The following is a 12557-nucleotide window of genomic DNA, read 5'->3' as shown; positions in this document are numbered from 1 at the left end:
ATGGAAAGGCTTCACTCCGGGCACTTCGAGCTAAAATCACTTGCCGATGAGCACGCGCATCGATATCAGATCGTTGCGCGGATGGCACACGGCATGGTGGTCGATTGTGCTTGCGGGATTGGGTATGGCAGCGAGATTCTCCTCCAGAACCCTGACGTCCTGAAATATATCGGTGTTGATCCTTCCGAAGCTGCCATTCACGAGGCTGGAAAGAGATCAGCCCAAGACAATGTTGTCTTCAGGCTGGGCAGTCTGGAATCTCTCCCGGATGAAGTGCGTGGTGCTGATACCTTCGTGATGCTGGAAACCCTGGAGCATACGACGGACCCCGATGCAGCCTTGAAGTCCGTTGCCAGCGTGCTCGGCAGGAACTCCATCCTGATCGGAACTGTTCCCAGTAAAGCCTATGAAGAGCTGTGCGAAAAGGCCTATTCTCCAAACCCATATCATTTGCAGCGATTTGCCCAGGAAGAACTGACAGGTCTATTGAGCAAACATTTCCCCGCGCATGAGTTGATGGCTGCCGAATTCAGGGTAGGCACTTTGTTGCGGCGTATCGCCGACGAAAGTCTTGGCCCTGGAGAGGTGATATCCATGCCTCCGGATCAGCGCGGGCGAATTGCCGGTTCTATCTTGTTTATTGCTGGCCATCAGCACATGGTGAAGACCGCGTTGGCCAAGCTTGGAAGCGCCTGCCAGTTCTATCCAAGCATCAGCAAGGCGGAGATGGATCTGCAGGAGATCAAGCCAGTTCGTGAGGCATTCGCCGATGTCGAGGAGCGAGTCAGGCACAGGGACATAGTAATCAAAGCACAAGCGCAGCTTGTCGATGACCGCGATCATCTGATCCGCAGCCATGACGCTGCGATTGCGGCACGCGATGCAGCAATTCGCGAGCAGACCGCAATGATCGACGATCGCGTTGAAGCGATGCGGCGCTTGGAAGAGATGATCGTGGCTCGGGACGAAGCGGTAGCAGCGCAAAGTCGGATGCTGGAAGAACGAGAGGGCGTGATGCTGCGCCTGGAAGAGATGATTGCGGCACGGGACGATGCAGTAGCAGCGCAGGGGCGGATGCTGGAAGAACGGGCAGGCGTGATGCAACGGCTGGAGGAAATGATCGCGGCGCGGGACGAAGCGGTGGCTGCTCAAAGCCGAATGCTGGAAGAGCGAGCCGGTGTCATGGGGCGTTTGGAGGAGATGGTCGCGGCGCGCGATGAGGCCGTGGCCGCGCAGGCAAGCCTGATTGACGATCGCGATGATCTGATCAAGACATTGGAGGCCTCAATATCGGAACGCGTTGCCTTGATCCACGCGCAAATGGCGATGATTGACGAGCGCGACCGTATGTACAAGGATCTCGAGGCCACGGTTAAGAAGCGTGACGGTCTGTTGGAATCACAGGGCCGCGAACTGGAAGAAAAGGCGGCAGCAATGCGCCAACTGAGGACTGCAATCACCACAGGTGAGCAAGGGTTGCAGGAAGTTACTTCACGGTTGACGGAATCGGATTCAAATCGCGAGGAGCTGGCCCGGGAGCTTGCGAAACTGGAGTCGAATGCCCTTGTGCGATTATTGCGCTTTTTGCGGGTCATGCCGTCCTGATGCAGTCATATTGAGCCCACAGGCACTATGGTAGAGTGCCGGGCTGATGTGAGTTCTCGATTGGAAATCAATCACTTATCGTGAATATTTAACTATCCGGAGATGAATTTTATGAATCGTACGCGTATTGTCGCCATGCTCATCAGTGGGGCACTTGTGATCACGGCGGGCTGCAAGAAGGATGTGGCTACGGAACCGCAGCCGGCTGCGAATGCATCGGCCCAGTCCGCCGAAGCACCTGCGCCGACGGGCAAGAAAACGCATGTGACGATTACAGCAACTACTCCGGGGTCGGTCGAACTTGCATTGCCCGTGAACTCCAACAACAAACGCATCCGGTTTGAAGAGCTGAAGGATGTCAAGGGCAACTGGGAACAGACCTTTGGCGGCGAGCGCATTCGCAGTCTCGATAATGGTGCTTCCGTGACTTTCGACATCGTGTCGGACAAGCCGGAGATCCCGTTCCTGCAAACGGCCGACGGTGCCGATGTAACGTTGATGGTCGATGGCCAAGCCAGGCAGATCTCGCTCAAGGGACCGAAATACGATTGGCGCCCCGAGAAGCTGTACTGACGTCCATAAGTCGGCTATAAAATCATGCGAGACTCAGGTCGGACGATGTTCGCCCTTTCGGGCGCGTTACTTGTCGTTGTCGGTGTAACTCTTTATCTGCTGGGGGCTTTCTTCGGCGCTATCAGAGCGGTTCTCTTTGCTCATGTGATCGACAAGGCGTGGATTGAATGGTTGCTGTGGTATTCGGCACTTCCGATTGTCGCGGGCATTTTGCTTTTCCTGTTCGACATCAGGACCGTGCACGGGAAGAGGGGCAAAAAAAGCCTTCTGGATGCCCCTGTCAACGATGAAAAGTTCACCGTTGCGCTTACTGCATACAACGATGAACTTTCAATTGCGGAAGCGGTTCGTGATTTTCAAGCACATCCAAATGTTCAGCGTGTCATCGTCGTAAGCAACAATAGCTCCGACAGGACTGAAGCTTTTGCGCGCGAAGCAGGTGCTATCGTCTTCAATGAAACGGTGCAAGGCTACGGCGCGTGCGTGCGGCGCGCCATTACCGAAGCGGCTGCCTACGACGACACCGAAATGATTGCACTTTGCGAAGGTGACATGACATTCCGGGCCTACGATCTGGACAAGATGAGGCCTTACCTCAATCATTCGGATATCGTAAACGGCACGCGCATTGTCGAGGGCTTGCAAGAGAATGCCACGCAACTTACGACATTCATGCACTATGGGAATCTTGCAGTAGCCAAGCTGCTCGAGCTGAAGTATTTCGGAGATGCGACGCTGACGGACGTCGGCACGACTTACAAGATATTCCGAACCGAAAGCGCAAGACGTCTGCTGCCCAAATTGACCGTTCCCATCAATCTGGAGTTCAATCCGTATTTGATGGAAACCGCCATCTCGAACGGCATGAAATTCATCGAAGTACCCATTACTTTCCATCCCCGGATTGGTGTCAGCAAGGGAGGAAACATTTCCAATCGTGTAGCGATCGGAGTGGGACTGCGGATGATCAAGGGAATCGTGACTGGATGGCGAGCTCCATGAGTGATGCGAAAAGCGAGAACTACCATTCAACCAGGCTCGTCTCTGATCGCCGCAGGGATGTGTTGTGGGAGGTTTTGTCGCGGCACTTTCAGCGATACATTCCGGCCAACGCCACGGTGCTCGATTTCGGGGCTGGCTATTGCGGGTTCATTAATGGCATCAAAGCCCCCAATCGATATGCCTTTGATCAGTGGGAAGGCATCAAAGAGCATGTTGTGCCAGGGGTCACCCCCATTTTCGGGCCTTTCTCGGCCCTCACGGAATCAGTGCCGCCAGGCAGTCTAGACGTTATTTTTTGCAGCAATGTCTTCGAGCATTTCGCATCCCAAGAGCTTGAACATGTTCTTGCAGATCTGCGCGCCCTTCTAAAGGTAGGCGGGCGACTGCTGCTGCTGCAGCCCAACTATTACTACGCATACCGTAATTACTTCGACGATTACACGCACAAGTCGGTATGGACGCATGTCTCTCTTCCAGATTTTCTTGGAGTCAACGGGTTTGAGACGGAAGTGGTAAAAAAAGCCTTCTTGCCTTTGACGGTCAAGTCCCGTTTGCCAGTCAATCCATTGTTGATCGAAGCTTATTTGATATCGCCCATCAAGCCCATGGCGGGGCAAATGTTTATCGTTGCAAGAAAGCGTTGAGTGCAAATGAATATTCTCGTCCTTATTGCAATCGTCATTGCGGCATCCATCGGACAGGTCTTGCTGAAACTTGCTGTCGCTGGAGTCAAGCACGAAAATTCGATGCAATGGTTGTCATTGCTACATAACGTCTATTTCTGGGGTGGCGTTCTGACATATGGCCTCACATCGATAGCGTGGTTGTGGGCATTGAAAACGTTTCCACTCTCCAAGGCATACCCGATGCTTGCGCTCACATTCGTCACTGTTCCCTTGTTGGCCCACTTGTGTTTTGGAGAAACCATCAAGCCGATCAATGCGGTTGGTATTGCAGTTATCGTGATCGGGGTTATCTTGGTCAATTCGGGAAGCGTACGGTGAGTCGACTTTGGGTCCGGCACAGGGATTTTTTGCTGACGGGGTTGCTCTGCATCGCGTTGTCGATATTTTGTTTGCGCTTATGGTTCAGTGCTTATACGTCGGGTGACGATGGTTACACTGCGTTCGCAGCCTTGAATCCAAATGGCTTGTGGGCATCAGCAAAGGAAATGGCTTTTTTCCAAGGCCGCTTCTATCAACTGCTGGTATATCCAGTGGCCATGCTGCCGTTTAAGGCGGAAAGCATGGATGTCTTCAACATCTGCCGCATAGCCAATTTTCTCTTTTACATGGCGGGCTTTGCCTATCTGTGCTGGGTGGCGTTCGGCAAAAGCATCATGTGGTTGTCGCTGTTCCTTTTCATTGGGTTGTATGACACCGTAGGCGGTTCCTACAATCCTTTCCATGGCCTGCCATTGTGGTTTGGTGTGGGGTGCGGGCTGCTGTGTTTCAGCATCGGCAGTTTCACGACTGCAATACGGGCTGGACGATACCCCGTCATGGCGACTTTGCTGTTCGCCCTCTCGTTGCTTACGTATGAAATTGTGCTGCTGTATGTGCCTCTATATGGGCTCATTGCCATGTGGGTCCAGGGCAAGGGCCGAGAGCACTCAGCGCGAACGAGAATTTTTTGGGCGTTGAAATCGACCAGCGGTATTGCACTTGTCTCGATCGCGTATCTGATCGCGTATGCGGTGTTCCGGAAAATCCATCCCGCAAGTTACGTGGGGGCGGAAGGGCTGAGTCTGGGAAGTCCGTTGGCGACCTTGAAGCCCATTTACGAGTTCTCAGTCCTGTCCCTGTACTGGACGACAAAGTATTCAGGGGCGCATGGATTGACTGCCCAAAGTCTATTGCTCGCTATCACGGTATTGGTGGGGATATTTGCCTCCCTCAGACAATTCGGACGAGCTGGCCATGATGGAGCAATTGCCGAAAGTCCCGGAATGGTCCTCCTCATTGCCGGCTATGTATTTGTCCCGAACATATTGTTCGGGCTGACACAGCGTTACAGGATCTGGTCCGGAGACGGTGTTCAATTCTATCTGGGCAGTCTTTCGTCCGCGATGGCCATGTGCATTCTCCTGGCGGTGATTATTGCCATGCTCCGCCCCAAGTTTTCTGCTAGAACATGGCAGTTGGTCGGAGGAGGCATTGCGCTTGGAATTGCCGTGCTGGGTTATGCCAATTCCAGGAACTCACAGAATTTTTTCGCCCAGAGCGAAGAAATGTCGAGTCGCTGGGGATTGGCTGACCTGGTATCCGCAAGGCTCAAGAATGAGTTGCTGGATGCGAATGCGCCAGTCCCGGCTCCCTATGTGATTTGCGGTGACGGATTTACACAAACGACACAGCTCCCGGTCTATTTCAAAAACCCGGACATGCTCGCCGATGCGGATCTCTACTGGTCGCGTTACTTCTCGAGGCAGATGAAGCGAGACGTCAAATACACCAGCAAAGGAGTGGCGCCGGGTCACTGTGATGCTTCGATCGCGTTGGACTATTCACATCACATGGCGACTTATTCACGCATAGGCGCTGCTGCCACGCAAATCCGGTTGCCCGAAAACCATCATTTGGAGTGGTGAGTTCGACGGAACAACAGCATTGGATCTGGCATAGATCAAGACTGTCTCAAGCGCGCGTACTGCATTTCGTGCCATGTAAATCCGCGTCGAGGGAGACTTTGCATTCCTTGAGATGTGGTGCGGCTCGGAATGATGCGGTTCGAATGGCTGATATGGGCAGAATGAAACTGCCTCGCGTCCCAAGCCTTGTGCTGCTGAAGCTGCTGTATGAACCCAACTGCCTGTTGCGATTTCGCTCGATTGCGGCGTCAGTGTAGCTGTACGTGGTTCACTACACATTTTGTGTCAACCTTATTACAGTCTGCGCGTTATACCCATGCGGGCTATGTATTGCGGGATTCCTAGGCCGCGGTACTGGCTTGAACACGTCAAAAATCTCGGTGCTGTCCGGCCCGTATGGCTGGCCCAGCGCAAGACAGGATGCTGCATGGAATGTAACGGTGATCGCCAGTTGTTTATATTCGGACCGCCCAGATCCGGAACGACATTTCTTTCCGCACTTCTGAATACCCATCCGCGGATCTTTGTTACGAACGAGCTCAGGGTTCTGGACTTTGTAAACGCGACCATGCGCGACAAAGCATCGGATCATCATCTCATCCACAATGCCGAGTATCGAAACGAGTTCATTGCGAAGATCGAGCCGAGTTTCGCAAGCTTGATCAAGGATTTTTACGTCGAGAAGTTGAGAGCAAAAACCCCGGAGGCAGGCATCTGGGGCGACAAGACTCCAGGTTATGGCGATCCGCGCTTGTCTCCGGGGTGCCTCGAGACCATAGACAGGCTCTTTCCCGAATCCAAATTTATTTTGGTCGTCCGCAATCCTTTCTCCTGCGTAAACTCGATTGTCGCGAAAAGATGGGAGACCCTTGATGGCGCAGTCGATCTCTGGAGCAGGATTATCCTCAACGGCAGGCGTTTCGGGCGCGAGATTGGATCGAGCCGCTTCCTCGAGGTGTCGCACGAGCGGATGCTCAAAATGCCGTTCGCTGTTCTCGCCGAACTCGAAGAATTCTTGGGGATTCAACCGAGTGCCGAACTTCGTGTCTTCGTCGAAGGACAGGAGCAGAAAAGAATCCCTTATTCGGATCCGGTATCAATGAGCGCGGATCCTTATCGTATGACCGAGGAGCAGGTAGCGCGGATGCGCGAACTTCTCGGGATGGATTTGATCGACGTGGATGCCTCGCTTGCGCACTATTCTGGTGTCGAGAAAGACGATCCGTTTCGTCTGCAGATTCTTGAAACCAAGAATGAACCCCTCCCGTTTCGAGTGGAATCATCGAAATGCTCCGGCGAAGGCGAGATCATGATCACGGCCTTCGATGTCGCGGTCAATGGCGAGAAGCGACAGGCCGCGGATCTCGAGTGCCTGACGACGAACTGCGAGATTGTTGTGGAAATGGATCTCGATGCGACACGTGCAATAGAGGAGCTCGTCGTCGGTTATATACTTACCGCCACAGACGGCGCACATCTCCACGCCGAAACGAATATCTCGCGAGGGCTTGCTCCGTGCGCGATCGGGACGGGGCGAACTCGCGTGGTCCAACATTTTCGTTGGCCCAGCATCGGGGAGCAGCCATGCACGATGACCCTTGTGGTAGGTGAAGGGAATCATTCGACGAATCATGTGCGACAGTGCTGGGTGCACCATGCAATAAAATCTGCGCCGATGTCACTTCCAGAATTCGCAGGTTGAGATAGCCATATGACTGATCCGTGGGCCAGGCTACGCTGCTATCTCGGCTGGAGTATTGCTCTCAGGGCCAGTATTCCCTGAGAAAGCCATAATGCCGCTTGAGCTCGGCCAGTCGAGGGTGGCGCTGGACGAAGCTTTCCAGTTTCCTGTCAGGCCTCTGGGGTTTGGCGGCCAGCCGCTGATTTTCCAGCTCCACGTACTCAGCCATGGACTGGGAATTCCGGTTGCGAATGGTTTCTCGATCTGGAGAATCTCCAATTGAAATCAAGGCATCGAGGAATTCGCGCGAAGACTGCGTCCAATCAGGCCAGGCTGCTGCGGTCTGTGCAGCAGCTTCTTTCATGCTAGCCAACAATTCCGGATCGTCGTTGAGCCGGTTGAGCGCATTGATAACCCCATTTTCGTCATCGCGAGCAACAACCATTGCGTTTATGCCATCGCGGATATATTCGTCATGTCCGGTCACGTCATAAACCACGGATGTGCCTCCGCAGTGGAACATCTCAAGAGGCGGCCCGAACATCCCTTCAACATAGCTGAGCTTGAGCAGCACGTCGCATGATCGATAGATCTCGGGTGTCGATGCGACGGGAACGTGCGAAAACACCCTGTCGATGAAGGGCAGGGTTCGAATGCGAGTCGATGTCAAAAGCCATGTCGATTCGGCGCGGCTTTTCCTGGACAACCGCAGACTATTTCCCACGTTCTTGAATGGAACACCCATGGGGCCCTCAACCAGAACGCGCATGCGACCATGGTTGGGGCGAGCTGCAATGGCAGGGCCATTTTGCGTATACAGATCCTTGCGGATGCCGTTGCGCACGAGATCAGCTGTACAGTGATGCTTGGTGCGAAGGTATTCCTTGATCCAGCTCGCTTCTGTAATCGTCGGCAATCCGAGGTCGTAGGTTCGATCCACCAGCCCTTTGAGCGGTATTTCTTCGTCCGGATAAAAGCGCGACTCGATCGACTGGACGAAAAATGCATAACGACTCGCTTCGAGGGTGTGCAGCTCGGTGGCTGTTTTCCACCATGTGGCGACTGCCAGATCGAAATGCTCCTGGCCGACTTCAGCAACGGGGACGAACCGTAGTTGTCGTGTGGCAGGGTGCCAGCCAAGTTGTGATTGATCATATGGGTACAGGACGACGATTGTGACGTCATGACCACATTGGCTCGCATGCAGGGCATGCTGGTAGATCACGTATGTTCCGCCGCTGATGTCGACGGAGCCGATAAAGAACGCGATCTTCATTTATTCCCCGATGAGCTTGAAGCGTGAATTGGCATACCGCAGAGCGACTAATGAACCGCCTTGTTGATAAACCTTGAGCCAAGGCCAAAATCCCAGGTCGACAGCTGCTGGATGCTTTCGGAGCTTGAGGTAGAACAGAATGCCCTTGAGGGGGTTTGGCCATCCCCGTGCAGGTTTGCCGAACGTCGACGCTTCGAACACTCCGAAATTTTCGACGTGATAGACGTTTTCGAACCAGTGGATTTCCTTCTGCCTTGGGCGAAGCACCATGCGCGCATGTTGTCTCGCCGTGAACGCAAGCAAGCGATTGCGTGGGTAGAACGTGTCGCGAAGGACGTCATCGATGGCCTGGAAACGAGATTTGAGGTTGCGCTGTAGTGGGCGGATTTTCGATGCGAAAAGTTCGGCTTCTTCGAACTCGCTTTCCTTGATGATGGGAGTACCCGAATCGGGATCGAATTCATAGGACTGCGCGGAGCCATGATCTGCTCCAAGCGCGACCTCGAACAATGCCCTGTTTTCGTTGAATACGTGGAAGTTGCGCGATAAATGGCCGATGCATGAAAAGATCACCCCCGATTTTTCACTGTCCGAGCGAACGTTGCCCGAAGCGATCAAGCCCAAGTAGTGACCGGTGATCTTGAGGGAATCATAAGGCTGCCCGAGGAGATCGAAGATATTCCGTAGGTTGTCCTGTATGGTGCCCTTCCAGCCTACATCGACGAAATGGACGCCATTGACATGTTCGAAGTCGGCGCCAAACGATTCAAGGTAACGGCGAAACGCCGATTGCCGTGTCAATCTTGCAGCTTCGTATGAGTCACGGAAAAAGCTGTTGGAGAGCAGGGCAGCGAATGCCTCGCTGGTTGGCAAGTCTTCCTGACGTTCGGCGAGAGAGTACGGGAATTGTGCTCTCAATGTGCTGGCAATTCCGTCGAGGCCCAAGCTGCCCAGGAATTCCGCGATGGATATCCGCCGGTATTGCCGGAACAGTGTAAAGAAATCTTCTTCGTCCACGGGGCGAAGCGAAGGAAGGAAGGTGGCCCTGCGAGACACCTTGAAATAGTGGGGCCGGATCCGGGATTCCCCGCTCAGGCCACGACTGTCCTGGTATTTCTTGAACAGCTTTCTAAGGAGTTGGCCTTCCCGTGCCATGAAGAAGACGTCACGAGCGCCATTCTGCTTCAATCTATGAAAAAGATCGTCAATGAAGGCATATAACGTAAGCGAAAGTTCGCCGAATACATCCGTACGATCGTCATGGCGAAAAATCTGCATCAGCCTTGATTCGATCCTGTCATGGTTTCCGGATGTACTGGAGAGTTTGGCGTACTCTGCGTGCTGATGCTCGCGATTGAGCCAGATCGACGGAATCCCACGGCTGTTTGCCGAGGCCCCGTCGGAATGAATGTTGTCGCCGATCATGAGTATTTTGGAGGGTTGAATACCCTCCGCGTCTATGATCGTGTCGAACAGTCGCCCACTGCGTTTGGTCAACAGGGCATCACTTGAGATGTAAACATGATCGAACAGGTCGAGGATGCCCATCCGTTCCAGCATCCGCTTGAAGTGGACGAGCGGGATATAGAAATCGCTGGCCAGTACTATCCTGCGTCCCTTGCGTTTTTGCGCATGCAACAGGTCGACCAAGCCATGATCGAGTATCTGGACGGAGCATTCGATGGATAATTCCGTTTCAACTGCTTCCTGAATGAAGTGGGAGGCAGTCATGTCTTGCAGGAATGATTCCGAGTGCCAGAGTCTTTCCAGCAGAGCCGGCAACGTGAATTCGAGATCCTTCCCAGACGCCTCGTTCTCGCGACAGCATTCCACTTCCAGTGCGGAACGGGCTGCATAGAGTGCGCTGCCCCGGTCATTGCTGCCAGCCATGCGACTGATCCGTTCGCAGGCTATTCGCTTGACGTCCTCGGGAGCGATGGTGCGTCGGACCAAGGTGTCGAAATAGTCAACGCAAATCAAAGACGGGTCGAAACGGTCGATGATTGCACTGAGTTCATCCCGAAAATCCGGCCGAGTGGTATCTATCTTGACAAGTAGGGGGTAATCGGCTGGAACATCCATTCTCGAGGCGTTATCGGCTGGGGGCGCTCAAAGTGTTGCCGACAGCGTGTGAAGAACCTCGAAAAGGTCTCCCACCAGGCCCACGTCCGCGATCTCGAAGATCGGTGCGTCGCCGTCCTTGTTGATGGCGACGATCGTGCCGGCGTCCTTGATGCCAGTCAGGTGCTGGATGGCGCCCGATATGCCGACCGCGACATAGAGCTCCGGGGCAATGATCTTGCCGGTCTGGCCGACCTGTAATTCGTTCGGCACATAGCCGGCGTCAACTGCCGCGCGCGAGGCGCCGACTGCCGCACCAAGCTTGTCAGCGAGGTCGTAGATGATCTTGAAGTTTTCGGCGCTGCCGACACCGCGGCCGCCGGAAACCACACGCTTGGCGCTCTGCAGGTCAGGGCGATCGGACTTGCCGGCGGCCAACTCGACGAAGCGGGTATGCGCCGGCAGGACGGCGCTGACATTGGCCGCTTCGATCGTCGCGCTGCCGCCCTTCGCGGCCTCTGGCCATGAGGCGGTGCGCACGGTGGCGACCACCGCATGGTTTGCAGGGGCCTCGACGGTGACGATGGCGTTCCCAGCGTACATCGGGCGCTTGAAAGTATGTGTCCCTTCGACGGCCATCAGGTCCGAGACCTGGCCGACGTCGAGCAGAGCTGCCACGCCGGGCATCACGTCCTTGCCGAAGGTGGTGCTCGGGCCGAACACGTGGCTGTAGCCGTTCTTTGCGACTTCGGCGATCTGTGGCGCTAGCACCTGGGCGATTGCGTGGGCGTTCGCAGCGTTGGCGACAGTCAGCACCTTGGCAACGCCGGCGATCTGCGCGGCCTCGGCAGCGACAGTATCGGGCGCGTCGGACAGCACCAGGACATCGATGGCGTCCGCTTTCAGCGCCTGGGCGGCCGACACGGTCTTGGCAGTAGCAGCATTGAGCTTGCCGTTCAGGTGTTCAGCAACGATGAGAACCTTGGACATCAGAGCAACCCTTTCTGCTTGAGCACGGCGACCAGTTCGGCCGCATCCTTGACCATCACTCCGCGCTGACGTTGGGCCGGCGGCGCGTAGCTGGTGGCCTTGGGCGCATCGGTGGCGGCGATGGCGAGATCTGCCAGCGGGATGGTTTCCAGCGGTTTGCTCTTGGCCTTCATGATGTCCGGCAGCTTGATGAAGCGGGGTTCGTTCAGGCGCAGGTCGGTGGTGACCACGGCCGGCAGGTCGACCTCCAGCGTTTCCAGGCCGGCGTCGACCTCGCGGGTCACGGTGGCCTTGCTGCCGTCGACCACCAGCTTGCTGGCGAAGGTCGCCTGCGGGCGGCCCCACAGGGTGGCCAGCATCTGGCCGGTCTGGCTGGAATCGTCGTCGATGGCCTGCTTGCCCATCAGGACCAGGTCGGGCTGTTCCTTCTCGATCAGCTTGAGGAAGGCGCGGGCGGCGGCCAGCGGCGGCACGGCTTCGTCGGCGACCACGTGGATGGCACGGTTGGCGCCCATGGCCAGACCGTTGCGCAGGTGCGGCTGGGCATCGGCGGGGGCGATCGTGGCGACCACGACCTCAGTGGCCTTGCCTGCGTCACGCAGGCGCAGGGCCTCTTCCAGCGCGATGTCGTCGAAGGGATTGGCGGAGAGCTTGACGCCGTCGGTGACGACGCCGCTGCCATCGGGTTTGACCTGCACGCGGACGTTGGCGTCCACCACGCGCTTGTAACCGACCAGAATCTTCATGGATTGAACCGAACCTTGAACGAAACCCCTCCA

The 12557-nt window shown here is 55.3% G+C and carries 11 protein-coding genes; 7 read left to right on the top strand and 4 right to left on the bottom strand.

The genetic code is table 11. The annotated features are described in order from the left end of the window. The 7 genes from ABE093_RS04555 to ABE093_RS04525 all read left to right on the top strand — a co-directional run bounded on the left by ABE093_RS04555 (window position 1) and on the right by ABE093_RS04525 (window position 7472). Window positions 1-1605 carry a methyltransferase domain-containing protein gene (locus tag ABE093_RS04555; RefSeq protein WP_430759651.1) on the top strand — a complete coding sequence of 535 codons (1605 nt, stop codon included), beginning with the start codon at window positions 1-3 and terminating at the stop codon, window positions 1603-1605. 111 nt (window positions 1606-1716) lie between these two features. After that, window positions 1717-2178 (top strand): hypothetical protein, encoded by a 462-nt coding sequence (locus ABE093_RS04550; RefSeq protein ID WP_430759650.1) that lies wholly within the window; start codon window positions 1717-1719, stop codon window positions 2176-2178. Between the two features lie 45 nt (window positions 2179-2223). Next, a complete protein-coding gene (locus ABE093_RS04545; protein ID WP_430759649.1) occupies window positions 2224-3180 on the top strand; it encodes a glycosyltransferase in 957 nt (318 codons plus the stop codon). Further along, window positions 3177-3824 (top strand): class I SAM-dependent methyltransferase, encoded by a 648-nt coding sequence (locus ABE093_RS04540; RefSeq protein ID WP_430759648.1) that lies wholly within the window; start codon window positions 3177-3179, stop codon window positions 3822-3824. Before ABE093_RS04545 ends, ABE093_RS04540 begins: the two co-directional genes overlap by 4 nt. 6 nt (window positions 3825-3830) lie before the next feature. After that, the gene (locus ABE093_RS04535; protein WP_430759647.1) at window positions 3831-4184 is read left to right on the top strand and encodes an EamA family transporter; all 354 of its coding nucleotides are present in this window, start codon (window positions 3831-3833) and stop codon (window positions 4182-4184) included. Next, complete coding sequence (locus ABE093_RS04530; RefSeq protein WP_430759646.1) at window positions 4181-5770, top strand: hypothetical protein; 1590 nt, start codon at window positions 4181-4183, stop codon at window positions 5768-5770. Before ABE093_RS04535 ends, ABE093_RS04530 begins: the two co-directional genes overlap by 4 nt. Before the next feature lie 316 nt (window positions 5771-6086). Next, window positions 6087-7472, top strand: coding sequence for a sulfotransferase family protein (locus ABE093_RS04525; RefSeq protein WP_430759645.1), 1386 nt, complete (start codon window positions 6087-6089; stop codon window positions 7470-7472). Window positions 7473-7533: 61 nt separating this feature from the next. Here the strand turns inward: ABE093_RS04525 and ABE093_RS04520 are convergent, their stop codons facing one another. The 4 genes from ABE093_RS04520 to ABE093_RS04505 are packed head-to-tail and all read right to left on the bottom strand — an operon-like array spanning window position 7534 to window position 12524. Further along, entirely contained in the window at window positions 7534-8727 is a 1194-nt protein-coding gene (locus tag ABE093_RS04520; protein WP_430759644.1) for a glycosyltransferase, read from the bottom strand. Further along, the gene (locus ABE093_RS04515; protein WP_430759643.1) at window positions 8728-10809 is read right to left on the bottom strand and encodes an HAD family hydrolase; all 2082 of its coding nucleotides are present in this window, start codon (window positions 10807-10809) and stop codon (window positions 8728-8730) included. A 27-nt stretch (window positions 10810-10836) separates the two neighbouring features. Then, window positions 10837-11778, bottom strand: coding sequence for an electron transfer flavoprotein subunit alpha/FixB family protein (locus ABE093_RS04510; RefSeq protein WP_430759642.1), 942 nt, complete (start codon window positions 11776-11778; stop codon window positions 10837-10839). Then, window positions 11778-12524, bottom strand: coding sequence for an electron transfer flavoprotein subunit beta/FixA family protein (locus ABE093_RS04505; protein WP_430759641.1), 747 nt, complete (start codon window positions 12522-12524; stop codon window positions 11778-11780). The genes ABE093_RS04510 and ABE093_RS04505 overlap by 1 nt, the downstream gene beginning before the upstream one ends. Window positions 12525-12557: the final 33 nt, after the last annotated feature.

The organism is Solilutibacter silvestris, from assembly GCF_050574925.1.
Lineage (GTDB): Bacteria > Pseudomonadota > Gammaproteobacteria > Xanthomonadales > Xanthomonadaceae > Solilutibacter > Solilutibacter silvestris_A.
The sequence above is the reverse complement of the archived record's forward strand: the minus strand, read 5'-3'. Positions and strand labels throughout refer to the sequence as shown.

Coding starts and splice junctions, on each gene's coding strand:
- ABE093_RS04520 (WP_430759644.1), bottom strand. CDS start 8,727: ATGAAGATCGCGTTCTTTATCGGCTCCGTCGACATCAGCGGCGGAACA.
- ABE093_RS04545 (WP_430759649.1), top strand. CDS start 2,224: ATGTTCGCCCTTTCGGGCGCGTTACTTGTCGTTGTCGGTGTAACTCTT.
- ABE093_RS04550 (WP_430759650.1), top strand. CDS start 1,717: ATGAATCGTACGCGTATTGTCGCCATGCTCATCAGTGGGGCACTTGTG.
- ABE093_RS04505 (WP_430759641.1), bottom strand. CDS start 12,524: ATGAAGATTCTGGTCGGTTACAAGCGCGTGGTGGACGCCAACGTCCGC.
- ABE093_RS04515 (WP_430759643.1), bottom strand. CDS start 10,809: ATGGATGTTCCAGCCGATTACCCCCTACTTGTCAAGATAGATACCACT.
- ABE093_RS04525 (WP_430759645.1), top strand. CDS start 6,087: ATGCGGGCTATGTATTGCGGGATTCCTAGGCCGCGGTACTGGCTTGAA.
- ABE093_RS04555 (WP_430759651.1), top strand. CDS start 1: ATGGAAAGGCTTCACTCCGGGCACTTCGAGCTAAAATCACTTGCCGAT.
- ABE093_RS04510 (WP_430759642.1), bottom strand. CDS start 11,778: ATGTCCAAGGTTCTCATCGTTGCTGAACACCTGAACGGCAAGCTCAAT.
- ABE093_RS04535 (WP_430759647.1), top strand. CDS start 3,831: ATGAATATTCTCGTCCTTATTGCAATCGTCATTGCGGCATCCATCGGA.
- ABE093_RS04540 (WP_430759648.1), top strand. CDS start 3,177: ATGAGTGATGCGAAAAGCGAGAACTACCATTCAACCAGGCTCGTCTCT.